Source organism: Streptosporangium sp. NPDC001681 (assembly GCF_040298085.1).
Lineage (GTDB): Bacteria > Actinomycetota > Actinomycetes > Streptosporangiales > Streptosporangiaceae > Streptosporangium.
Genome location: NZ_JBEOZN010000071.1, coordinates 17,488 through 40,983 on the forward strand (window position 1 = coordinate 17,488; position 23,496 = coordinate 40,983).

The window sequence follows — 23,496 nt, forward strand, 5'->3', positions numbered from 1 at the left end:
GAGCACGACATGTCCCTCGCGGACTTTCCCCGCTATCCCCTGCTGTTCGGGCCGAGCCCGGTACACCCGCTCGATCGACTCACCGCGCACCTGGGCGGAGCGCGTATCTGGGCCAAGCGGGAGGACTGCAACAGCGGTCTCGCCTTCGGCGGCAACAAGACCCGCAAGCTGGAATACCTGATCCCCGAGGCACTCGCCCAGGGCGCCGACACCCTGGTCTCCATCGGCGGCGTGCAGTCCAACCACACCCGCCAGGTCGCGGCGGTCGCGGCCAAGCTGGGGCTGAAGGCCCTGCTGGTCCAGGAGAGCTGGGTCGACTGGCCCGACTCGGTCAACGACCGGGTCGGCAACATCCTGCTCTCCCGGATCATGGGCGCCGAGGTGCGGCTGGTCGACGAGGGGTTCGACATCGGCTTCAGGGACAGCTGGGAGCAGGCCCTCGCGGAGGTACGGGAGGCGGGGGGCGTGCCCTACGCGATCCCGGCAGGGGCCTCCGACCACCGCCTCGGCGGCCTCGGCTTCGCCAACTGGGCCTACGAGGTCCAGCAACAGGAGCGGGAGCTCGGCGTGTTCTTCGACACGATCATCGTCTGCAGCGTCACCGGCTCCACCCATGCCGGGATGATCGCCGGGTTCGCCGGTCAGGACCGTCCCCGCAGGGTGATCGGCATCGACGCCTCCGCCAAGATCGAGGCGACCCGGGCGCAGGTGGAGAGGATCGCCCGCAACACCGCCGAGCTGATCGGTCTCGGGCGCGACCTGCGGGAAGACGAGATCACCGTGCTGGAGGGCTGGGCCGGTGACTTCTACGGCATCCCGGTCCCCTCGACGCTGGACGCGATGCGGCTCACCGGCGGCCTGGAAGGAATGATCATCGACCCGGTGTACGAGGGCAAGTCCATGGCCGGGCTCATCGACCTGGTCAAAAGCGGTGAGATCGGTCCGGACTCCAATGTGCTCTACGCCCACCTCGGCGGGCAGCCCGCAGTCAACGCCTACAGCGCCCTCTTCCGCTGACTCCCGCGTCCCCGCCCTCCTGGCCACGGGGGCTGAGTTTTGTCGGTGCCCGCCATTAGGGTCGCCGAGAACCCCGTGTGAAGGAGGGCGGATGGCCGAGCCCGATGTGACGATGGCCAAGATCGGCCAAGGGATGGAGCTGGGCCAGAGCGGCGAGCGGGCAGCCGCCCGCAGGCTCTTCTCCGAGCTGTGGCAGGAGATCGGGGCGACCGGTGATCCCCTGCATCGCTGTGCTCTCGCCCACTCGATGGCAGACGTCCAGGACGACGCGCACGAGGAGCTGCTCTGGGACCTGCGGGCACTGGAGGCGGCAGACCTGATCACCGACGCGCGGGCGCGGCAGGCGGGCGTCACCGGCCCCGCGAGCGGGTTCTACCCCTCCCTGCACCTCAACCTCGGAGACGTCTACCGCAGGCTCGGCGATCTCGATCGTGCGCGCGACCACCTCCGGCGCGGGCGCGCCGCCGTCGACGCACTCGGTGACGACGGGTACGGGCAGATGATCAGGCAGGGTCTCGACCGCCTCGCCGACCGCCTGCAGACCGCCTGACGGCCTGGATCTCGTACGCGGTCTGCGTCCTGCCGCCGCCGAAGGGGCCGTTGATCCACAGAAGCATGCGAGAACGGGCCCGGTGGCCCACCTGGTCGCACAGGTCCGGGAACGCGTGAGCACCGCGTCGATGCCTCTCGGGTCAAGAGGTCAGCAGTGCCGCGTAACGGTCGAGGTCGACGTTTCCCCCGCTGATGATCACGCCGACCCGCTGCCCGCGCAGCCGGGGGGCGAGGTTGCGGACGGCGGCGAAACCGAGGCATCCGGTGGGCTCGACGACCGTTTTCATGATGGACCCGAAGATCCTCATGCTCTCGACGAGTTCGGCGTCGGTGGCGGTGAGGATGTCGTTGACATCACGGCGGATGATGTCGAACGGGTAGGTGCCCAGGTGCTGGGTCTGCGCGCCGTCGGCGATGGTCTTCGGGGTGTCGATGTGGACGATGGTGCCCTGGCGCAGTGATCGCCGGCCGTCGTCGCCCGCTTCGGGCTCGACGCCGTACAGCGTGCAGTCCGGTGACAGCGCCCGGGTCGACAACGCCGTGCCGGACAGCAACCCGCCGCCGCCCAGCGGTACGAAGAGCGCGTCGAGCTCGCCGACCTCGTCGAACAGCTCCTTGGCGGCGGTGCCCTGACCGGCGATCACGTGGGGGTGGTCGTACGGGGGGATCAGCGTGAGGCCGCGGTCGGTGGCCAGCGCGCGGCCGATCTCCTCCCGGTCCTCGGTGTAGCGGTCGTAGCGGACGACCTGCCCGCCGTAGCCCTCGGTGGCGGTCACCTTCGCGGCCGGCGCGTCGTGCGGCATGATGATCGTGGCCGGGATGTCCAGCAGCCGGGCGGCCAGGGCGATCGCCTGGGCGTGGTTGCCGGAGGAGTAGGTGATCACGCCGGAGCGCCGCTGCTCAGGGGTGAAGCGCGACAGGGCGTTGAACGCGCCGCGGAACTTGAACGCGCCCACACGCTGGAAGTTCTCACACTTGAACACCACATCGGCGCCGACGCGCTCGTTGATCAGTCGCGAGCGCAGCACCGGGGTCCGGTGGGCCTGTGACGCGATGCGGGCGGCGGCGCTCCGGACGTCGTCGTAGGTCGGCGACTGGGGCATCGGCTGGCTCTTCTCTGCTGGACACGGCCGGGGCCACAATCTCGACGACCCGGGCCTGGGTGATCCGCACTCCTCCGGCGAAGGCAGGATTCTACCCAGAGCGCGGAAAGCGCCGCCTCTGCCGACTGTCGTGGTGACCGGCTTGGTCTGTCCTCATGTTCAGTCGAACGTATTTACCGAACCATCCGCTCACCACTCAAACACGTTCTAATATTTCTTGGCGCGCTCCAGGGAGCGCCTCCACGTGGTGAGCACCGAACCGCTGCGCGATGTCGACTCCACCACCCCGGCAAGGGACCAGACCAGAGGAGAACCGCATGATCGATGTCACCCGGCAGATCAGTGCCGTACGGCGGCGGGTCGGCAGCCGTGTGCTCGAGGCGGGTGAGGCGCGTGTCGTGATCGTCAGCCAGACATACGACACCGAGATCGAAGACCTCTGGGACGCCTGCACCAACCCCGAGCGCATCCCCCGGTGGTTTCTGCCCATCTCCGGTGACCTGCGGCTCCATGGCCGCTACCAGCTTCAGGGCAACGCGGGCGGCAGGATCGAGCGTTGCGACCCGCCCAAGAGCTATGCCGCCACCTGGGAGTACGGTGGGGACGTCAGCTGGATCGAAGTCCGGCTGACGGCCGAGCCCGGGGGCGGAACGCGTTTCGAGCTCGAGCACGTCGCTCATGTCGACGACAGGTGGGAGGAGTTCGGGCCCGGCGCGCTCGGCGTCGGCTGGGACCTGGGACTCGTGGGCCTGGCCGTCCACCTGTCGTCAGGACAGGCCGTGGACCCGCAGGAGGCCGGGGCGTGGACGGCGTCCGACCAGGGCAGGCGGTTCATGGCACTCAGCAGCCTGGGGTGGTACGAGGCAGACATCGCGGCGGGTGCGGACGAGGCCCGCGCGAGGGCCGCGGCGGATCGGGTCACGGCCGCCTACACCGCCCCGGCCGCTGAGGCGTCGAGCGAGCCCTGACGTACCGGACGGCCGGGAAAGCCGGCGGACGGACGGTGAAAGCGGTCGAGGTGATCGATGCGCGCGGCGCGCCGTCCGGGCTAGCATCGGGTCGTCCGGCCTGAACGGGGACGGTGCGGGCCCGGTCCCTCGGCGGGCCCCGGCGGGCGGCCGGTGCCGGGACCGCCCACGGATCGGGTCGTGGATCCGGTCGCGGGGTGCCCGTGCCGTCGGGTGGTGGGAGGCAGAGCGATGAGGAGGAGAGCGGTGATCCGGCGTGACAGGCGGGGCCGGATCCTTGGGCCGGAGGGTTCCGGCAAGGTCATGTAGAGCGTTGCAATTCTCTGTGTAGGTGGTGTTGTGGTGGCAATCGGTACGATCCTCCGTTTCGACGAGGTGCGCGGATACGGTTTCATCGCCGCTGTCGGAGGAGGCGAGGATGTGTTCTTCCACGCCAACGACTTCGGTGAGAACCGGCATGTGGTTCAGCCGGGCCTCCGGGTGGAGTACGAGGTCATGGAGAGTGAGCGCGGCCTCAAGGTGTCGACGGTCAGCCTCGTGGATCCGCCGGCGCGCCGGCCGGTCGCGGTGACGGCGCCGTCGGTGACGCCTTCCTCGGTCGCCTCCCAGCAGCTCGGCGACGACGACGGCGTGTGTGACGTGCTGTCGGCGAAGTCCTTCAGCGGCGCGGTCACCGAGCTGCTCATCGAGCACGCGCCCACGCTGACAGGCGCGCAGATCGGGCAGGTCCGGCAGCATTTCCTGGCGTTCGCCCGATCCCATGGCTGGGTCGACGACTGACGCCTCCGCGTGGGGCCCGCGCATCCTCCTGGATGCGCGGGTCGCGCGAACGAGAACCAGCCGATGTCGGTGGGCGTCCGTCGCCGAGAGTGATGTGGGCCGTCCTGCTCGCTCCGCAGGCTGAACGGTGCGGTGGAGATCGTCAGGACACCGGTCCCGATGGGCGTCAGAAGGGCCGAGGGGTCTCCGTGGAGGGCTGCACGACCACCAGGGATCTGTCCACCGGGACGGAGGCGACCAGGAGCCGGGTCGCCTCGGCGTGCCTGGACAGGATGACCACCTTGTTGTTCTTCACGTCGACGTAGCGGACGCTTCCTCCGATCGGGTGGTTGGGCAGGGACTCGTCGAGTTTCTGCTTGATCGCCCTGAGCTTCGCGAGCGACGCGGCAACGACCTTGGGTCGGGCGCCCGCCGCGACGATGCGGGGGATGTCGGCGGTGCTGGTGGTGGCCACCACCAGGGTCTCGGAGAGGGTTCCCATGAGCCAGGATCCGCCGAAGCAGCCGCCGAGCATGTCGCGGAGCCTCGCTTCGACCGCCGTCAGCCGGGCCTCGTTGCGCAGCCGGGTCTCGGCCTGTGCCCTGGTGAGACCGAGGTCGCGTTGGAGTGCTTCGATCATGCCCGGCGGTAGCTGTTTGATGGGATCGGGCGGTGGTTTCCGTTTCCCGGTGGACGAGGTGGCAAAGGCGCTCGCCTCCCGGACCGGGACGACAGCCGGGACGACCGACGGGGTAAGCGCGGTGAGCGTCAGAACACACCCTGCGGTGACGATGTGCCTACGGAACATGAGCCTCTCCTCGACTCCGGCTTCTCCGGACGTGAGGGGACCCCGCGTCTGCGGCTGGTGACGCGACATGGGTGATGCAATGCTAATTCAGCCGTCGCCGGTCACGGCCGCGGGGAGCGGGCGCCACGCGGATGGCGATTTCGAGCGGGGCCACCAGGCCGTTCCCGGGCCTCCCGCGCGGGGGCCGGTGCCGCCACGCCACGCTTGAACAGCGCGGATGCCCGCCTGGGGAGTCCGTTTCGCGCACACTGTGACTGATCCGTTGGAACAGGCCGTGGCTGCTGGGCTCTCGCTGATCGATGTGGAGTGGTTCGATACCCGTGGCGGTACCGAGGCCCTGCAACTGCTGATCGCCGGCTGTCTGCGGCTGCGCCTTCCCCCGCACCGCCGGCGAAGTCCTCCGGGCCGCTCCTTGAGCACGCTGACGGGTGCCCGGGATCGGGCAGGTCGGACAGCGTTTCACGCCTCCCACGGCGGGGTGATCCCGAGTGGTAGGGCCCGCGGGTCCTGGGGGACGCGCGGGCCCTACCGGGTTCAGTTGCCGAACGAGAACCAGTTGAGGTTGACGAAGTCGGCGGGTTGCCCGCTGGTGAAGGTGATGTAGACCGTGTGGGTTCCGGTCACCGAGGCGATGTTGGCCGGGACCGTACGCCAGCTCTGCCAGCCACCGGTGTTACCGATGGCGAAGTCGCCGATCGGAGCCGCGGTCAGGCTGTCGAGGCGCACCTGGACCAGCCCGCTGACCCCGCCGGCCGCCCCGGACGCGACGCGGGCCTTGAACTGGGTGGCCGCCGCGCCGCCGAAGTTGACTCCGTCGAAGCGCAGCCAGTCGCCGTTGCCGATCTGTGCGACGTTCTGCCCGCCACCGGTGTCCGTGGTGGTCTCCAGCGACGTGCCCGCCTGAGCCTGGTAGCGCTCGGCCTGGATGGTCGAGCGGGCGTCCACCCCACCTGGCGGCGGAGTGATCGTCGGGGTGGGATTGGAGCCGGAGCCGCTCTGCCAGACGGCCACGTAGTCAACGAGCATCGGGCGGCCGGAGACCGTGGCCGCGGTCGGGGTCTGCCCGGCCAGCGCGTTGGGGAACGCCCCGCCCATGGCCACGTTGAGCAGGATGAAGTAGCCCTGGTGGCCGGTCATGTTGTTCCAGGTCCCGGCGTCGAACTGGGACTGGCTGACGCTGTGGAACTGCTGCCCGTCGACGTACCAGCGCAGCTGGTTCGGGGTGATGCTGCGGTCCCACTCGAAGCGGTAGGTGTGGAACGCCGACTGGCAGGAGGAACCGGGGCACGCCCGGCTGGCGCCGATGCCGGTGGTCTCGTTGCAGGGCCCGCCGGGGTTCACACCGCAGTGGAGCACGCCCCAGACGGAGTTGATGCCGTTGACGTTCTCCATGATGTCGAACTCGCCGATGCCGGGCCAGTTCCAGTAGCTGCCGCGATACGGCGCGCCCAGCGCCCAGAAAGCGGGCCAGTAGCCCAGTGCGGCGTCACCGGTGACGTTGGGCATCTGGATACGGCCCTCGATGCGCAGGATGCGGCCGTCGGCGGGCTTGAAGTCCGAGCGGCGGGTCTCGATGCGGGCGGACGTCCACTCGCTGCCGCTCTTTATCGGGGTGATGCGCAGGTTCCCGCCGCCGTCGAGGCTCAGGTTGGCGGGACTGTCGGTGTAGCGCTGGATCTCACCGGTGCCCCAGTTGGCGGGCCCGCCCGGGTAGGCGTGGCCGGTGTCGACGATCCAGTTGGCGGAGGAGGGAAGTGACCCGGCGCCGCCGGTGAAGTCGTCGCTCCAGACCAGGGACCAGCCGGAGGGGGTTGCCGGGACGGAGGCGTGGGCGGTGATGGCGATCATCATCGGCACCAGCGCGGCGACGATGGCCGAGATCCATCCGAGAGAGCGCTTTCTTCTTGGGGGGTGGCTCATTCGAAACCTCTCACAAGGCGAACGAGGCGGACGGTCGAACATCGCTGCAGCGTAAAGACCGATTGATATCACTGTTACGCGAAGGTTAAGCCAGGGTCAACACCCGAGTCGGAAAAAGCCGGAGAGCGCTCTCAGTGCTTGTCCGCGAGGTGTTCGGTCGTCGCTCCGCGCTCCGGACGTCCTGCCCGTGCCGCCGTCCGACGTGCGGCACCCTGCCGGGGTCCGGGTGGCCGCCCGCCTTTGTCGGGGCCACGGTCGCCGGGCGCCCCGGGGGCGTCCGGCGACCGGAAGTCTGACAGCGTTTTCGGATATTCGCTGACTCGAATATTTACTGTTAGGAAAGTTTCCTTTATATTCGAATTACCCCCCAGCGAAGGAGCAGTACATGCGTAGAACGGTCACCTTCCTTGCGACGGCGATCATCGCCATCGCCGCCACCGTGTTCATCGCCTCACCGGCCAGCGCGCACGGCTACATCTCGTCGCCGCCGAGCCGTCAGGCCATGTGCGCCCAGGGCCGCGTCTCCAACTGCGGCGACATCATCTACGAGCCGCAGAGCGTGGAGGGCCCCAAGGGCCTGCGAAACTGCCACGGAAACGTCGGTCGGTTCTCCCAGCTCAGCGACGAGAGCAAGGGCTGGCCGGCCACGAGTGTCGGCAACTCGGTCACCTTCAACTGGGTGCTGACCGCCCGCCACGCCACCAGCACCTGGGAGTACTACATCGGCAACACCCGGATCGCGGTCTTCAACGACGGCGGCAGGCAGCCCGGCGCCACGGTCTCGCACAACGTGAACCTGGGCGGCAGGACAGGCCGCCTGAAGGTTCTCGCGGTCTGGAACATCGCCGACACCGCCAACGCCTTCTACTCCTGCGTCGACCTGCAGCGCTGACCCATCCGACCCGCTCCCGCCCCCTCCGCGCCCCGGCGGGGGCGGGGGCGGCTCCCGTCATCCTGGCCGCCGCTCGGGTTTCCCGCAGTGAGCGAGCGACCCGGCGGCGCCCTCCGGCGCCCTACCCTGCCGGGCGGCGCGCAGAGCGTCGGCGAACCGGGCGAGGTCCAGTTCCCTGGCGGGCAGGTCGCCGTTGACCACCGCGCGGGCGCACCCGCGGAACACCTCACTGAAAGCGGAGTAGTAGGAGTACTGCGGGCGTGATTCGGCCTTGCACAGGGCCTGGTGGATCTTCCCGGCCAGTTCCTGGAGCATGGGAGCGGTGATCTCAGGGTCCTCGCCGGGAGGGCCTGCGGCGGCGATGGCCGCCCCCGTCGAGGGATTCGCTCCCGTCCCCGGCGTGCAGTCCGTTCTCCCGGAGAAGCCCGTTTCCGTCCCGGGGGAAACCGAGAGCTGGTCGCAGGTGCGCGGGTCGCGCCGGTATTCCTCGTAGACGGATTCGAGCACCGGCGGATAGCCGCTGCAGGCGAACAGCCGCGCCTGGGCCTGGTGGCCGGTCAGGAAGTCGATGAGCATCCGTGCCTTCTCCGGATTGTCGGAGCGAGCGGAGATCGCCAGGTTGAAACCCCCGAGGATGCCGGCGCCGGGCAGTGCGGCCATGCCGAAGCGCAGACGCCGGTGGCCGTCGTACATCGAGCGGTCTGTGGCCAGGCGGTGAAACGCGAACGGCCAGTTGCGCATGTAGGCCGCCTCCTCGTCGCGGAACGCCTGGAGGCTGCTCTCCTCCGCGGAGTCCTTCGGGCCTCGTGCGAGGAAACCGTCCCTGAAGGCGTTGAAGGTGTCCTGCTTGGAGAAGTTCTCCGCCCCGCGTGCCAGGGTGCCGTTCTCCAGCAGGGCCCGCCAGCGCGCGAGCGCCTCGCGCGTCCGCTCGCCGTTGACTCCCTCGTCCAGCACGATCCGGTCACCGTCGGTGACCCTTCCACCCGCGGACAGGACCGCCTCCAGCAGGTTGACGGTGCCCCCCTCGTAGTCGCCGAGCTGCACGGCGTACCCGCCGTTCGCGGCGGCGTACTTCCAGAGCTGCTCCGTCGTGGTGGGCACGGGCAGGCCGCGGCGATGGAACAGCAGGGGCACGTCGGTGACGAAGGGCACCGCGTACTGGACTCCGTCCACCTGGCCCGTCTTCAGGACGTTGTCCACGAAGAGGCCCGCCTTCTGTGGATCGAGAGGGTACGGAAGGAGATAGCCGCTCCGGGCGAATTCGGCGGTCCAGGCCACGTCCACCGAGAGCACGTCGTAGGCGCAACTCCCCAGCCGGGCACGGCCCGCCATCTCGGCCCGCTCCTCGTCCGTACGCTCGGCCACCTCGACCAGGGTGACCTGGGTGGTGTGCGTGCGGTTCCACTCCTCGATCAGGTCGCGGCGGAAGCTGCCGGCGGTGATGTCGGCGCCGGTCGCCACGGTGAGCCGGTCAGGCCCTCCGCAGTCGGCGGGGAAGGCGGGCTTCCCGGTGAGGAGCGAGGGATCCCTCGCGGTGAGGGAGATGAGCACCGAGGCCAGCACCAGCCCCGCCACCACCCCGGCACCGCCCCAGCGACGCTGGCCGGGGTTCAACCTGCCGAGCAGGGCGCGCGGGCGTCGCGTCAGGCTCATCGAATCTCCTTGGCTGTGGAGATCCCGGGCTCCGGCCCTGGGAGGGAGGTCAACGGCGGTCCTTTCCACGCAGGCTGGAGATCAGGTGTCTCAGCGCCTGCCGCATGTCGGCTCCCGCCTCCACACACTCGCGGTACTTCCCCGCACGCGGGGGAGAGCGATCACAGCCGTTGTCGCCGAGGGCCAGCACATAGAGGGCGTTGACATTGGACGCGCGGGCGAGCGTCCCGCCGACGCCCTTCCCCCGTCGCTCGTTGTCGAAGACGCCCCCGTCGGTCACGACGACGAGGGCACGCCCAGGAGATCCGGCCCGCCGGTTCAGGTTCATGATCATGTCTGATATCGGGGCGTCGGAGCCCTCCGCCCTGGTACCGGCGACGCTCCTGGTCAGTTCGTCGAACTCGGCGCGGCCCGCCGCCGGCTGGAGCTCCCTGACCCGGGTCCTACGGCCGACCGTGGAGAAGGCGCTCAGCGCGAGGTCGTCACGAGGGGTGATCAGCGGTTTGATGTCGGGAAAGGTCTCACGCAGGCGTACCAGCAGGGAGCGGGGCGGTGCGGTCATCGAGCCGGACACGTCGAGGGCGATCTCGGCGTCGAGCCGGGGCAGGAGACCGAAGAACCGGCTCTGGGCCTCTCGCAGTGCCGCGGGGGAGCGCACGACCGCCCTCTCAGCGGAGCGCTCACCGAAGAGCGGGTTGGCGGCCAGCCACGAGCGAAGAAGGCCGAGCACGCTCGTGCGCTCCGCGCTCCGCTCGTCCGGCCAGCTGATCGTGACGAACGGGTAGTCCAGCCCGGAGAGCCCGGGAGAGAAGAACTCCTTGAGCTTGGTCATCCCGCTCGGTGCCCCCTCGGGGCAGTGGGGGTCGTTGAACCGCCCGTCGTTGTAGTCCGTCAGGCTGTGAAACGGGATCACCAGGGCGGGGCTCCGGTTGAGCTCCTCGCCGCCGGTCCCGCGGCTCGCGGTCCTGAACCGGCAGAGCAGCGAGCTGACGCTCTCGGCGACGATGTCGCGCTGCTCCCGGTCCACGATGTCGCCCAGGGGCATGAGGTCGGAGACCGCGACGAGCCCGGCGGTGGAGAGTTCGGGCTGCGGGTAGCTCACCGGCATGCCGAATTTCGATCGGACCACCTTCCACAGGACCGGAAGGCTGTGGCTGCCCGGCCGCCCCGCCGGCAGTTCCTTCCTGACCTTCTCGGCACGCCCGCTGATCATGCCGACCACCAGGCGGTCGGACGCGACCGATGGGCCGATGTCGAGGGTGGCGCCGCCCGCTCCCACGTCCTCGGCGACGAGCCTGGCCTCGCCGGTGCTGGTGGCGACCCAGGCGTCGGCCCGGGGACCGTACAGCCGGCGAAACGGCTCGTCACCCTCCTGGCGTGCGTCGTCGCGGTACCAGTTGTCGCCGAAGGCGTAGGCCAGTTCCCCGACCGAGGGCGCCACCCCCACCGAGATCGTGTACGGTGCGCAGCCGTCCACCAGCCTGCCCTGGACGAACAGGGCGATGCTCTCGCGCAGGGCGGTCACGTTCTCCGGAGCGGTGACGACGCGTAACTCCAGCGGCCGCTCGCAGTCGGGGGGCCAGATCCGGTGGCTCAGCCACGTTCCGCCCTGGACGACCCCCCACGGGACCGTTACGGCCGCGGCGCCGAGGAGGACGCCGATGTAGCCGGCCGACAACTTGAGCACGAACCCCTCCAGCCGCCGGTGCCTCCGCCCGGGCATGCCCGGTGCGGGCCTTCCCGCCGCGCGACGGCGCGCGACGGCCCGTCCGGCCGGTTCGAGCCATCGGCGCAGCAGGCGGGCGAACCTTCCCAGCGTCAGCAGGACGGCCACGGCCAGGCCGATCACCGCGCAGACGAGCAGGGCGAGACCCGTGCCGAGTGCCCGCACCCCGTCCGTCAGCACCGCGAACAGGGTGGTGACGCCGCCGGTGACCAGGGCGGTCGCGGCGATCTCCTTGAGCTTCGCCGGGAGGCCGCCGGGCTGGCCGGCGTCCGGGTCCCGCGAGTCGTCGGCGGGTGAGGAGGGGGAGGGGCCGGACATGGAGATCACTACCTGTTCGACGACGTGAACGACGGGCTCTCAGACGGCCGTACTTCGAACGGGGCACTTCGGGCGGCGAGGTTCCAGGCGATGGATTTTCCTGTGACAGGATTTTGACGGGGTTTCGAGGACGGCGCCTTGGCGTGGGATGAGCGGGGAGCGGCCTTTCCCGGCTCGGCTCCGACCGCGTCAGATCCTAATCCGTCGGCCCGTCGAATGCGATGGATATCTTGATTTCACTGTCTTTTTTATCGACACTAAACATCGATTCGGACACGAGTCTCTATGTTCGCCTTATGGCTGCATTTAGTGACAGGGGAAGTGTTTGCGGCGCACCGCCGTTCGCGGTCTGGTCGCGCGGGGCGGCTCCCCGCGGGCGGCCCTGACCGCTGACGGCCACGGCGGACCCGGCCGGCGGCTCGAAAGGGATGGCCGAGGGTGATCGCGGCACCACGGAAAAGGGCCTCTATTGAATGTGAATCGGAATGGTCGGTGTCGATGCCGTGGACATAGCAGCGCAAAGCGTGCAACATGGCTTTCTGTACGCGCGTTAATTACCCGAACCTCGGTGATTCAACTCGGCGGCAATGGGGAACAGATATCGTGCGTTCAGGGTTCCCAGCGCCCGTCTGGGCAGGGGTCGGCACTGTCGAGGTGATCGTTGGCTCGTCGCACAAAAAAATTCGCCGATATGGCCACGGCGCTTCTGGTAGTTGTTGGAATCCTGGTCGGGCTGCCGATTGGAATGGTCGGAGAATATTTTCCGGAAACGGTGGCCGAGAACCGGATCACCTGGGTCGCGATTTTCGGGTTGACCGCCTTCCTCATCGTCCTGCTGACCCGGCTGACGCCGGAACTGATGAAGTCGCGCGCTCACGGCGGGCTCTTTCGGGTGCCCGAGAGAAAGGCGGGGTGGGTCCGCAGAACCGAGCTGGACGACGTGGTCTCCACTCTGACGATGAGAGGCTCGGGAACGATCGGCCTGACCACCGGCATCGCCGGGGCGGGCGGTTTCGGTAAGACGTCCCTGGCCGTGGAGGCGTGCCACAGCGGTGAGGTGAGGAAGTGGTTCAAGGGCGGTGTCATCTGGGTCACGGTGGGCCGCGACCGCACCGGTGTCGACATCGCGGCGCTGGCCAACGACGTCACGGAGGCCGTGACGGGCACTCGGCCGGAGTTCTCCAGCCCGGAGCAGGCCGGCCACCGGATGGCCGAGATCCTGGCGGAGCGGGGCCAGACGCTGCTGGTGGTCGACGACGTGTGGAGCCTGGCACAGCTGAGACCCTTCCTGGCCGCGGCGGTGCGGTCCCGGGTGCTGGTGACGACCCGCCTGCCCAGAGCCCTTCCCCCGAACGCGATCGCGATGATCGTCGACGAGATGGCGCCGCGGGTGGCCGTCCAGTTGCTGAGCCGTGGGCTACCGCCGATGAACCCCGGCGTCGTCAACAGCCTGATGGGCCTGACGGGAAGATGGCCGCTGCTACTGGACCTCGTCAACGCGCGCCTGCGTGACGAGCACGGTGGCGGGGTGAACGCCGACGTCGCCGCCCGCCGGGCGGCCGAGCGGCTCGGCCGGGCCGGACCCGCCCCCCTGGACGTCACCATTCCCCGCCAGCGGGAGACCGCAGTGCGCGTGACGGTCGAGCACAGCCTCGAAGCTCTCGGCGTGTTCGACCGTGCCCGCTTCCTTGAGCTGGGCGTCTTCCCGCAGGACGCCGACATACCGGTCGGCACCGCCGGGCTTCTCTGGCGCGCCACCGCCGGACTCACCTCCGAGCAGACCGAGCGCCTCTGCGCGAGGCTGCACGACCTGTCACTGATCGACAGGCACGAGACGGAGGGAACGGTGCCGTCGATCACGATCCACGACGTCGTCCGTGCACACCTCCGCTCGGAGTACGGGCTGGGGAGAGAGCGCGTCGAGGCGGCCAACCGCGACTTCCTCGACGAGGCCCGCAAACTGATCCCCGACGACGACCTCGCGGCGGACGCCGAATGGTGGAGACTGCCCAGGGAGGTGCCCTATCTCTGGGACCATCTGCTGTTCCACCTCGCCGAGGGGAGAAGGCATCGGGAGCTGGAGTCGCTCCTGCACGACGTGCGATGGTTCGTCACCCGGATACGAGCCTTCGGGGTGGCAGCGGCGGAGTCGGATCTGATGCTGTCGACCTCCCGCTCCGTCGCCGGGGTCCGGCAGCTGATCGCCCGGAGCGCACACCTGCTCACCCCCTTCGAATCGGATGCCGTCTCCACCGCGAACCTGCTGGCCCGCCTGTACGCGTTCCCGCCGATGCGGGCGTCGATCGAGCGCTACAGCCAGGAGACCGAGACCCCCTTCCTGAGAGCCCGCTGGCCGCTGCCCGACATCGGCGCCACCTGCCTGCTGGGAACGCTGACCTCGACGACGAAACGGCTGAGGGACGTTTCGATCACACCGGACGGATCGAGATTCGTCGTCCACGGCCGCGACGGTGTGCAGATATGGAAGGCAGACGGCACTACCCGGACAACGCTGGCCACTCATCGGAAGCCGGTTCACGAGGTCGCCGCCGCGCCGGACGGTTCGTGGCTGGTGACCCGTTCCGGACGCCGGAGAGTGCAGGTCTGGGGGATCGACGGCACCCAGAGAGCGATCCTGGAGAACGGCGTCGGCAGGCTTGCCGGGATGGTGGTCGCGCCGGACGCCTCGTGGCTGGCGACTCTCTCCGTGCGGGGAAGGGTCGCCCTGTGGAACCCCGAAGGAAGCAGGCGCGCCGTACTGAAGAGCGGAATCGGCAGGCTTGCCGGGATGGTGGCCGCGCCGGACGCCTCGTGGCTGGCCACCTTCTCCGTGCGGGGAAGGGTCGCCCTGTGGAGCCCCGAGGGGAGGAAGCGCCTGACCCTCAGGAGCCCGGTCAGGGTGAGGACCAAGCCGCGAACCCTGAGGGACACCCTGCTGATGCGCGGCTGGAACCAGGAGAACGAGAAGGTCTCCGGCCGGAACAGGCCGATACGCGAGGTCTCCAAGATGGCCGTCTCGCCGGACGGCGGCTGGCTGGCGACCCTCTCCGGAGACGGGAGCGTGCGCCTGTGGGGAGTCGACGGCGACGAGCGAGCCGTTCTGACGGGACACACCGGAGCGGCACCCGGGATCCGCATCGCCCCTGACGGCAGCTGGCTGGCCACCTGGACGTCCACCGGCTCGGTCCGGCTGTGGGAGTCCGACGGCAGGCAGCGGGCCGTTCTGTCCGGGCATGCCGGGGTGGTGCGTCAGGTGGTGATCGCTCCTGACAGCAGCTGGCTGGCGACCCTTTCCGAGGATCGGAGCGTGCGGCTGTGGGAGTCCGACGGCAGGCAGCGGGCCGTTCTGTCCGGGCATGCCGGGGTGGTGCGTCAGGTGGTGATCGCTCCTGACAGCAGCTGGCTGGCGACCCTCTCCGGGGAGCAGAGCGTGCGGCTGTGGGAGTCCGACGGCAGCGAACGGGCAGCTCTGTCCGGGCATGCCGGGGTGGTGCGTCAGGTGGTGATCGCTCCTGACAGCAGCTGGCTGGCCGCCTGCTCGCAGGACGGGGAGATCCGGATCTGGCAGTCTGAGCGCTCCGGGCGGCAGAGCCGCAGGGGCCGGACCGGGATGGTGCGCAAGGTGACCATCTCCCCCGAGGGGAACTGGATCGCCACACACTCCGGCGACGGCTCGGTGAAGCTCTGGAACGAGGACAGGATAGAAGGAGCGACCCTCACCGTTCCCATCGAGACCGGTCACTACGGCGCGATCTCGCCGGACAAGACGTGGCTGGCCGTCTGGTCCGGTGATCACGTGATCCGGATACGCGGAGCCGGTGGCCGCAGGAGGGCCATTCCGACGGGGCACACCGGACGCGTGCGGGGAGTGGCGATCGCCCCCGACAGCACCTGGCTGGCGACCTGGTCGGCCGACCGGACCGTACGGCTCTGGGGCGCGGGTGGCAGCAGGAGGGCGGTGCTGGCCGGTCACACCGGGCCGGTGCGTGAGGTGGTGATCGCCCCCGACAGCACCTGGCTGGCCACCTGCTCGGAAGACGGCACCGCGCGTATCTGGTGGGCCGACGGCACCGAGCGGGCAGTACTGGTCGCGAACATCCGGGCGACCGCTCACATCCTCATCTCACCGGACGGCGCCTGGCTCGCCACCCTGTCCATCTACGGAAGAATCCAACTCTGGAAACCGGACGGCAGCAGGTACGCCGCCCTGAAAAGCAGGGTGGAGGCCATGGACGAGATCACCGTCGCCCCCAACGGCAGGTGGTTCGCCATCGTCTCGGTCAACGGGACGGCGGGTCTGTGGGGAGCCGACGGAAAGGCACGGGCCTCGCTCAAGGGATGCCCGGGAGCGGCCCGGCAGGTGGCGATCGCCCCCGACGGCACCTGGCTGGCCGCCTGCTTCGAGGACGGCACCGCGCGTGTCTGGTCGGCCGGCGGCAGGGATCGGGCGACGCTGCCCGCGAACTCGGGAAAGATTCGCGGCGTGGCCGTCTCCCCGGACAGCAACCTGCTCGCCACCTGCTCGGACGACGGAACCATCCGGCTGTGGGACAGGTACGGCGAGCCGGCGGGCGCCGGAGCCAGGGTCGAGGCGGGTCTCAACTGTCTGGCCTGGTTCCCCAACGGCTTCGGTCTGGCCGCCGGGGGAGACCAGGGCCTGTACGGCTTCGACCTCTACCCGCCCCCAGCCTGAACCAAGGGCGAGCGGTTTTTGGTGTCGCCGACCGGCCCTCTTCGAGGAACGCTCGTACGAAGGCGCGCGCAGGTCACAAGGCATTTTCTCGTTCCCGGCCCGCACACCGACCAGACATCAACCGGTGGATCCGGATTGCAGCGCAGGCTGGGTCAACGGAAGGTAGAGGTCCGGTGGAGCACGACGGTGGAGATGTGCCCGGCCACCTTGGCGACCAGCGGCCCATAGGAGGCGCGAGTGGTCTCGTCGAAGCGGGTGATCGGGCCGCAGATGGAGACCGAGCCGAACACCGTGCCGTCCGGGCGGAGTACGGCCGCCGCCACACTGCCGGCGGCCGACTGGCGTTCGCCGGTGCTCTCGGCGTAGCCCAGGCGGCGGATCCGCCCGACCTCCGCCAGCAGGGCGTCCGGGGTGACCAGGGTGTGCGGGGTCAGCGCCTCGAAGGGCTGGAGCCGCAGGAACTCGCTGATGTCGCGGTCGGACATGGCGGCCAGGATGGCCTTGGACGACGAGCCGGCGTGCAGGGAGTACGGTCGGCCGACGGCGACGGTCATCCGTACTTCGCGAGGGCTTTCCACCTGGTCCAGGTAGATGCGGGTCCACCCCTGCCTGATCGACAGCGTGGCGGTCTCTCCCGTGGCCTGGACGAGGTTGCGCAAGAAGGGGTGGACGGCGGCCTGGAGGCCGAGGCTGGAGATGGCGCTGAGGCCCACGCTGAGCGCGCCGACGCCCAGCGTGTAGCGCTTGGTCTCCTCATCGAACCGGAGGAAGCCGTCGTTGCTCAGCGTCTTGAGGATGCGGTGCGCCACTGCCTTGGGCAGGCCGAGGCGGCGGGAGATCGCCGAGACGCCGATGCCTGTGGAGTTCTCCTCGGCGACCGTGTAGATCACCTGCAGGGCCCGAGTGAGGCCCGACGCCGATGCCGGATCGGAGGTCTCCACGGCCATACTGCTTTCCGCGCTGGAAGTCATCGGCGCCCTCACCGTCACCCGTTGGCCAAGAGTCGATCAATATACTGGTCACGGAGGGGCATCCGATGATCATCCGCCTCGGTGATGACGCGTGTCAGGCGGTCGAGAAGGGCGTTCCCGTCCGATGCCAAGCGCTCCCTGGCCTCTCCCGCCGGGCGATAGCCGTCGACGGCCCCCGCCCGGATGGCTCCGCCCTCCGTCAGCAGCTCCTCCAGGGCGAGCACCCGCTGCCGCGTGACGTGCAGTTCCTGGGCGAGTTGCCAGACCAGCGACACCAGCCGGTCGGTGTGCGGGTCGTCGAAGTAGTGGATCTCCGTCATACCGTCGTCTCCGGCTTCTCCGCGCACAGCACGGCCCAGGGGAAGAACCATTCCCGGCGCTCCGGCCTGTCACCGGACAGCAGACCGCGTTCCCGCTCGTCGAAGGGCGTCCAGCGGGCGCCGGTCAGCCCCGCCTCGGCGCAGACGCGTGCCGTGTCGATCCCGAACAGGTCGCGGAAGTACGGTTCGTTGTTGCGTTCGGCGTGCTCATAGACGGTGGCGTCGCGCACCGGGTCGCCGGTGGGCCAGAACTCCAGGAAGCGCACCGATCCGCCGGGGCGGAGCAGCCTGGCGGCCTCGGCCAGCGTCGCCGCGATCTCCGCGCCGGGCATCTCGTGCAGCACCATCGTCCCCGTGACCAGGTCGGCGGAGCCGTTCTCCAGACCGGTGGCGCTCCCGAAGGCCTGCCGGTAGCGAAGGGAAAGGCCCGCCGAGACCGCTTGGGCGTGCGCGAGGCGCAGGTTGGGGGCCGACAGGTCGATGCCGACGATCTCCGCGTCAGGGTACTTCGCCGCCAGCGGGCGGGTGCTCTTGCCGAATCCGCAGCCGATGTCGACGACCCGGGCTGCCCCCGGCAGGTCGGGCAGCGCGGTCTCGGCGAACAGGCGGTGGAACTTGTAGCCGTCGTTGTCTCGCAGCATCACCACGCGGGCGCCCAGTTCATAGATGAACGCCGAGGCGTCGGCGGCGAAGAACGAGCCGGGCTGCAGATGGATGTCGACGTCGGTATACCAGTCGGGCAGGCTGAGCCCCGGGTCGAGTTCCGGCGATCCGGGCACGTCGAGACCGCTGGACAGTTCCTTCCTCAGGCGCAGTACCGCGTCGCCCGCGGCGCGCCACAGCATCTTCTGCTGCTGGCGTTCCAGGTGGGCGAACCACGGATAGAGCGGGGACCGGCGCAGCGCCGAGGTCGCGCCGGCGAGGGTGGTGACATCGCCGGCGCCGTCACCGCCGCGGGCGTCGGCGGCGAGGCGTGGATAGAGTTCGTGGGCCCAGCGGGCGCGCAGCCCGCCGACGAAGTCGACAGCCGAACGTTCGTCCAGGCTGAGATGCTCCTCTACGTCGAGCATCATTCACCTCCGGTCAGGGGAAGGTCATCTGTCTTCGAGGGTTCCTCGGGCGAAGGCAGGTCGCGTAGGTGAGGCGGCAGGATCGGGCGGTGCTCGGGCTCCCAGCAGAAGTCGCCGCGTTCGGTGTGATATTCGGTGCTCAGCGGTCCGCCGACCGTGCGGAACAGCATGAGGTTGCCGGTGAGCGAGCCGAACGGCCCGTGCCACTCTTCGGGAGGACGCCAGAAGTAGGCGCCCGGACGCATGATCCCCAGATGCCCGACCAGTTCGCCGGAGAGCAGGAACATCTCCTCCACGACTGGATGCCGCTCCGCCTTCTGCCCCTGGCGCAGCGGCATTGTGCCGAGAACCCAGGTCTCGTCCCCGGTCACCGGGTCACGGCGCAGCCATTTGCGGCCGGCCCCCGGCGGGAACTCGGGGTGGAAGCCGCCGCCCCACGCTCCGTCGAGCGCGTCGATACGCTCGACGACCCGCTCGCTCACGAGCGTGGGCAAGTGGCTTGAGGTGGGGATGGCGTGCGCCTCGGCGGCGAAGAACGTCAGCACCACCGCGCCCGCCGGTGAGGACATGCCCGCCCGATGGTAGCCGGAGGGCAGGTGGCCGTAGGAGTAACGCCCGTAGTCCACCTCGCCGATCCGCAGCGACCCGGAGAGGACGAAGAACTCCTCATCGGTGTCCAGCGCCTCGTCCCGTTCCCTGCGCCATCCGGCCGGATAGCGCACCAGCGTGCTGCAAGCCCCGGTGGCGGCGTCGCGGCTCAGCTCGCGCACCTCCGCGCCTTCCCTGACTCCCCCCGCGCCGCTCCACGCGAGGCGCTGGGTCTGCAGGAACTCGATGAAAGGACGGTTCACGTCGTGACCTCCGAAGAGTCGAACAGCCGGGGGCCCGGCAGCTCACCGGGATGGAAGCAGGCGACCTCGCGCCCCGTGGCGTCGGTGACCGGCTCGGGCGACTCAACGCGGCAGCGCGGCCGGGCGATCGGGCAGCGCGGGTGGAAAGCGCAGCCGGGGGGCAGGTCGAACTGCGACGGCGGGCTGCCCGGCAGCACGATCCGCTCCCGCGCGCCGGTGCGGCCCAGCGAGGGAGCGGCCGACAGCAGCGCGGCGGTGTAAGGGTGCAGGGGGGCGCTCACCAGTTCGTCGCAGGATGCCTGTTCGACGATCCGGCCGAGGTACATCACGGCCACGCGGTCGGCCAGGTGGTGCACCAGCGCCAGGTCGTGCGAGACGATGAGATATGACATCGTTCTCTCGCGCTGGAGGGCGCGCAGCAGGTTGATGATCTGTGCCTGGATCGACACGTCCAGAGCCGACACCGGTTCGTCGGCCACCAGCACGTCCGGTTCCAAGGCCAGGGCGCGGGCGATGGCGATGCGCTGCCGCTGCCCGCCGGAGAACTGCGCCGGCCGCCGGTCGAGGGCGTCGGGCGGTAGACCGACCTGTCCCAGGAGGGCGAGTACCCGCTCGCGGCGGTGCGCCCGGGAGGCCAGGCCGTGGGCGCGCAGTGGCTCGCCCACGATGCGTTCCACGTTCATCCTCGGATCGAGGCTCGCGTAGGGGTCCTGGAACACCATCTGGACCCTGCGCCGGAAGGGGCGCATCCGGCGTTCGGACAGGCCGGTGACATCCTGCCCGTCGAATATGATCTGGCCGTGTTCGGGCCGGTGACCGCCCATCATGGTCAGTGCGAGAGTTGTCTTGCCGGAACCGGACTCCCCGACGAGCGCGACCGTCTCGCCGCGGCGCAGGTCGAGGCTCGCCCCGTCCACGGCGCGCAGCGGCCGTCCGCCGCTGAGGAAGGTGACGCTCACGTCCCGTGCGGACAGCAGCACATCCGAAGCGGGAGCCCGGTCCAGGTCAGGGGTCGTGCCGGAAGCAGGTTCTGGGGTCATCGGGCGTCCTCCTCAAGCGGTCGCCAGCACATCACGCCGTCGATCTCGGGAGGTTCCTGGCCGAGGCAGGTCTCGTCGGCATGGGGGCATCTCGGGGCGAACCAGCAGCCCTCGGGTCGTTCCGCCGAGGTCGGCGGGCTGCCGGGGATCGGCCGCAGTTCGGCCCGCGAGGGGTCGAACCGCGGCACGGCGGCGATCAGCCCCCGGGCGTAGGGGTGGCGGGCCCGGCGCAGGATCTCCCGGGTGGGGCCCTGTTCGACGAGCTTGCCGGCATAGGCCACCAGTACCCGGTCGCACACCTCTGCGGCGACGGCCAGGTCGTGGGTGATCAGCAGCAGCGAGGTGTCCCCGAGGGTGGTTCGCAGCACGTCGAGGATCTGGGCCTGGATGGTGGCGTCCAGGGCGGTGGTGGGCTCGTCGGCGATGATCAGACTGGGCCTGTTCACCAGGGCCAGTGCGATGACGACGCGTTGGCGAAGCCCGCCGGACAGCTGGTGAGGATAGGCGGTCATCCGGTCGGCGGGGGCGGGTACGCCGACCGCGGACAGGGTGGCCACGACCGCGTCGGCGGCGGCGCGTTTGCCGATCCGCTGGTGGCGGCGGACCGCCTCGACGAGTTGGGATCCGATGGTGCGTACCGGGTTGAGCGAGGTCAGCGGGTCCTGGAACACCATGGCGGTGTCCTTGCCGCGCATGCGCCGGAGGGCGGGTTCGGCCGCCCCGACCAGCTCGGTGCCGGAGATCTGCACCGAACCGGTGACCCGGGCGTGTTCGGGGAGCAGGCCGAGCAGGCTCAGCCCCAGCATCGTCTTGCCCGAGCCTGACTCGCCGACCAGGGCCACGCGCTCACCGGGCTCGATGCGCAGGGACACGCCCCGCACCACCTCGCGCCAGCCGGTGGCCGTGGCGAAGGCGACCCGCAGGTCTCTGACGCTCGCGACCGCTCGTGTGGTCTCGTTCATTATCCCGCCCGCGTGTTCTTGAGCCGGTCGCGAGCGGTCAGCCCGTCACCGAGCAGATTGGCCGCCAGCACCGAGGCCACGGTGGCCGCGGCGGGCGCGAGCATCAGCCAGGGGGAGGTCGCCAGATAGGACTTGCTCTCGGCCAGCATGTTCCCCCAGGTGGGCACTCCGAGCGGGGCGCCGAGGCCGAGGAAGGACAGACTGCTCTCCGCGATGAGCATGTCGGCGAACATGAAGGCGGCCATCACCTGAAGCGTGGGCCGCAGCGCCGGGAGCACATGGGAGAAGACCGAGGCCAGGCGTCCGACGCCGATGAGCCGGGCGGCGGTGACATATTCGCGCTTGGCGAGGCCCAGGGTCTCGGCGTAGACCACGCGGGCGAAGGTCGGCCAGCTCACCAGGCCGAGTGTCAGCGCCAGTGGCCAGAAGCCGTGCCCGACCACGGCGATGACGGTGATCGCGGTGACCAGATAGGGAAAGGAGATACCGATGTCGACGGCACGGGTCAGCACGACCCGGACCCAGCCGTGCGACCAGCCCGCCCCGACGCCGATCATCGTGCCGGTGACGGCCCCGAGCGTGGTGGCGACCATGCCTATGCCGAGGGACCAGGAGGTGCCGGCGAGCACCCGGGACAGCACGTCGCGGCCGAGCTGGTCGGTGCCGAGCAGGTGGTCGCCGCCGGGAGCGAGCAGCCGGCGGGCCAGCTCGGAGGCGCCCGGGTCGTGCGGCTCCAGCATCCGATGGGTGAGGGCCAGCAGGACGAGGACGGCGCACATCCCGACTCCCACGGCCAGGGAGAGTGGCGAGCCCCGGCCGGGGCGGCGGCGCAGCAGGCCGCGCGGTTCCGCGGCGGAGGGGGCGCTCATGCCCGGCCCCGGCGCAGTCGGGGATCGGCGATCTGGAAGATCGAGTCCATGACGACGTTGACGGCGAAGACGAGCAATGCCACGACGCAGACCGACGCCTGGACGACGGGGAAGTCCAGGTGCGTCACGGAGTTGACGAGCAGCAGGCCGAGACCCGGCCAGGAGAAGAGGAATTCTGTGATCATCGAACCGGACATCATGTAGGCGAACTGGGCGCCGAGCAGGGCTGTGGTGGCCAGCAGGGCGTTGGGGAGCACATGCCGTACCAGCAGGGTGGTCGGGCCGGCGCCGGTGGCGCGGGCGGTACGGACATAGTCCTGATTCATCGACTCCGACACGTTCGCCGCCGAGACCCGGATGAGCTGGGGCGACAGGAACGCGGCGAGGGTCAGGGAGGGCAGTATCCACTCCAGGCCGCCCCCGCCCGACACCGAGGGGAGCACGCCGAGCCAGACGGCGAAGATCTGGATGAGCAGCAGCCCGACGATGTAGGCCGGGATGCCCTGGGCGATGCTGGTGAGGCCGTTCACCAGCCGCCGGGGCCCGGTCTGCGACCGGGCCCCGAGCCAGCTCCCGATCGGGATGGCGATGAGCATGTTGACGATGGTGGCCAGGGCGGCCAGCTCCAGCGTGGGCGGGAGCTGGCGCAGCACCAGGTCGAGGGCGGGTTCGCCGGTGGACAGCGAGCTGCCGAAGTCCAGCAGCAGCATGTTGCCGATGAACGTGGCATATTGCATGACCAGCGGGCGGTCGAGGCCGTATTGCGCGCGCACCTGCTCCAGCGTCTCCGGCGAGCTGTCCTCGCCGGCCAGGATGCGGGCCGGATCTCCGGTGAGCCGCAGCAGGAAGAACAGCGCGGTCGAAACGACCATGATCAGGACCACGACCTGGATGAGACGAGGTCCGACGGTACGGAGGATCCGGCGGGCCACGGTGAGCCCGGTCGAGGCCGCCGTCGCGGCGGGTGGGGTGGTGAGTGCCTGCTCGGCCATCGGCGGCACCTC

The 23,496-nt window shown here is 69.7% G+C and carries 19 protein-coding genes; 6 read left to right on the forward strand and 13 right to left on the reverse strand.

Features of this window, described 5'->3' with window-relative positions; all coding sequences use genetic code 11:
- Positions 1-9 precede the first annotated feature (9 nt).
- Positions 10-1,017: a 1-aminocyclopropane-1-carboxylate deaminase gene (locus tag ABT130_RS28370; RefSeq protein WP_350960272.1), complete on the forward strand. Its 1,008-nt coding sequence runs from the start codon at positions 10-12 to the stop codon at positions 1,015-1,017.
- Positions 1,018-1,108: 91 nt separating this feature from the next.
- Positions 1,109-1,567, forward strand: coding sequence for a hypothetical protein (locus ABT130_RS28375; protein WP_350960274.1), 459 nt, complete (start codon positions 1,109-1,111; stop codon positions 1,565-1,567).
- 142 nt (positions 1,568-1,709) lie between these two features.
- Here the strand turns inward: ABT130_RS28375 and ABT130_RS28380 are convergent, their stop codons facing one another.
- Complete coding sequence (locus ABT130_RS28380) at positions 1,710-2,672, reverse strand: threo-3-hydroxy-L-aspartate ammonia-lyase (protein ID WP_350960276.1); 963 nt, start codon at positions 2,670-2,672, stop codon at positions 1,710-1,712.
- 317 nt (positions 2,673-2,989) lie between these two features.
- Here ABT130_RS28380 and ABT130_RS28385 point away from each other — a divergent pair, with 317 nt between their 5' ends.
- Positions 2,990-3,640, forward strand: a complete 651-nt coding sequence (locus ABT130_RS28385; RefSeq protein WP_350960279.1) for an SRPBCC family protein — start codon at positions 2,990-2,992, stop codon at positions 3,638-3,640.
- Positions 3,641-3,982: 342 nt separating this feature from the next.
- On the forward strand, positions 3,983-4,420 hold the full coding sequence (locus ABT130_RS28390) for a cold shock domain-containing protein (RefSeq protein WP_350920309.1): 438 nt from the start codon (positions 3,983-3,985) through the stop codon (positions 4,418-4,420).
- A 166-nt stretch (positions 4,421-4,586) separates the two neighbouring features.
- Here ABT130_RS28390 and ABT130_RS28395 read toward each other — a convergent pair whose 3' ends face one another.
- Together ABT130_RS28395 and ABT130_RS28400 are read right to left on the reverse strand one after the other, a co-directional pair.
- Complete coding sequence (locus ABT130_RS28395; RefSeq protein WP_350960281.1) at positions 4,587-5,207, reverse strand: S1 family peptidase; 621 nt, start codon at positions 5,205-5,207, stop codon at positions 4,587-4,589.
- Positions 5,208-5,741: 534 nt separating this feature from the next.
- Positions 5,742-7,127, reverse strand: coding sequence for a glycoside hydrolase family 16 protein (locus ABT130_RS28400; RefSeq protein ID WP_350960284.1), 1,386 nt, complete (start codon positions 7,125-7,127; stop codon positions 5,742-5,744).
- A gap of 385 nt (positions 7,128-7,512) precedes the next feature.
- On the opposite strand from ABT130_RS28400, the gene ABT130_RS28405 reads away from it, so the two are divergent.
- Positions 7,513-8,019, forward strand: a complete 507-nt coding sequence (locus ABT130_RS28405) for a lytic polysaccharide monooxygenase auxiliary activity family 9 protein (protein ID WP_350920300.1) — start codon at positions 7,513-7,515, stop codon at positions 8,017-8,019.
- A gap of 57 nt (positions 8,020-8,076) precedes the next feature.
- Here ABT130_RS28405 and ABT130_RS28410 read toward each other — a convergent pair whose 3' ends face one another.
- Complete coding sequence (locus tag ABT130_RS28410) at positions 8,077-9,672, reverse strand: extracellular solute-binding protein (protein WP_350920297.1); 1,596 nt, start codon at positions 9,670-9,672, stop codon at positions 8,077-8,079.
- A 49-nt stretch (positions 9,673-9,721) separates the two neighbouring features.
- On the reverse strand, positions 9,722-11,716 hold the full coding sequence (locus ABT130_RS28415; RefSeq protein ID WP_350960287.1) for a vWA domain-containing protein: 1,995 nt from the start codon (positions 11,714-11,716) through the stop codon (positions 9,722-9,724).
- 691 nt (positions 11,717-12,407) lie between these two features.
- Between ABT130_RS28415 and ABT130_RS28420 the strand changes: the two genes are divergently transcribed.
- Positions 12,408-16,409 (forward strand): NB-ARC domain-containing protein, encoded by a 4,002-nt coding sequence (locus tag ABT130_RS28420; RefSeq protein ID WP_350960290.1) that lies wholly within the window; start codon positions 12,408-12,410, stop codon positions 16,407-16,409.
- A 152-nt stretch (positions 16,410-16,561) separates the two neighbouring features.
- On the opposite strand, the gene ABT130_RS28425 is transcribed toward ABT130_RS28420, so the two are convergent.
- The 8 genes from ABT130_RS28425 to ABT130_RS28460 are packed head-to-tail and all read right to left on the reverse strand — an operon-like array spanning position 16,562 to position 23,484.
- A complete protein-coding gene (locus tag ABT130_RS28425) occupies positions 16,562-17,356 on the reverse strand; it encodes an IclR family transcriptional regulator (protein ID WP_350920286.1) in 795 nt (264 codons plus the stop codon).
- A gap of 38 nt (positions 17,357-17,394) precedes the next feature.
- On the reverse strand, positions 17,395-17,700 hold the full coding sequence (locus ABT130_RS28430) for a hypothetical protein (RefSeq protein ID WP_350960293.1): 306 nt from the start codon (positions 17,698-17,700) through the stop codon (positions 17,395-17,397).
- Positions 17,697-18,773 (reverse strand): class I SAM-dependent methyltransferase, encoded by a 1,077-nt coding sequence (locus tag ABT130_RS28435; protein ID WP_350920280.1) that lies wholly within the window; start codon positions 18,771-18,773, stop codon positions 17,697-17,699. Before ABT130_RS28435 ends, ABT130_RS28430 begins: the two co-directional genes overlap by 4 nt.
- A complete protein-coding gene (locus ABT130_RS28440) occupies positions 18,770-19,621 on the reverse strand; it encodes a cupin domain-containing protein (protein ID WP_350960295.1) in 852 nt (283 codons plus the stop codon). The genes ABT130_RS28435 and ABT130_RS28440 overlap by 4 nt, the downstream gene beginning before the upstream one ends.
- Positions 19,618-20,661, reverse strand: coding sequence for an ABC transporter ATP-binding protein (locus tag ABT130_RS28445; RefSeq protein ID WP_350960298.1), 1,044 nt, complete (start codon positions 20,659-20,661; stop codon positions 19,618-19,620). The genes ABT130_RS28440 and ABT130_RS28445 overlap by 4 nt, the downstream gene beginning before the upstream one ends.
- Positions 20,658-21,623: an ABC transporter ATP-binding protein gene (locus ABT130_RS28450; RefSeq protein ID WP_350920271.1), complete on the reverse strand. Its 966-nt coding sequence runs from the start codon at positions 21,621-21,623 to the stop codon at positions 20,658-20,660. Before ABT130_RS28450 ends, ABT130_RS28445 begins: the two co-directional genes overlap by 4 nt.
- Positions 21,623-22,492 carry an ABC transporter permease gene (locus ABT130_RS28455; protein ID WP_350920268.1) on the reverse strand — a complete coding sequence of 290 codons (870 nt, stop codon included), beginning with the start codon at positions 22,490-22,492 and terminating at the stop codon, positions 21,623-21,625. Before ABT130_RS28455 ends, ABT130_RS28450 begins: the two co-directional genes overlap by 1 nt.
- Complete coding sequence (locus ABT130_RS28460) at positions 22,489-23,484, reverse strand: ABC transporter permease (protein WP_350920265.1); 996 nt, start codon at positions 23,482-23,484, stop codon at positions 22,489-22,491. Before ABT130_RS28460 ends, ABT130_RS28455 begins: the two co-directional genes overlap by 4 nt.
- Positions 23,485-23,496 lie beyond the last annotated feature (12 nt).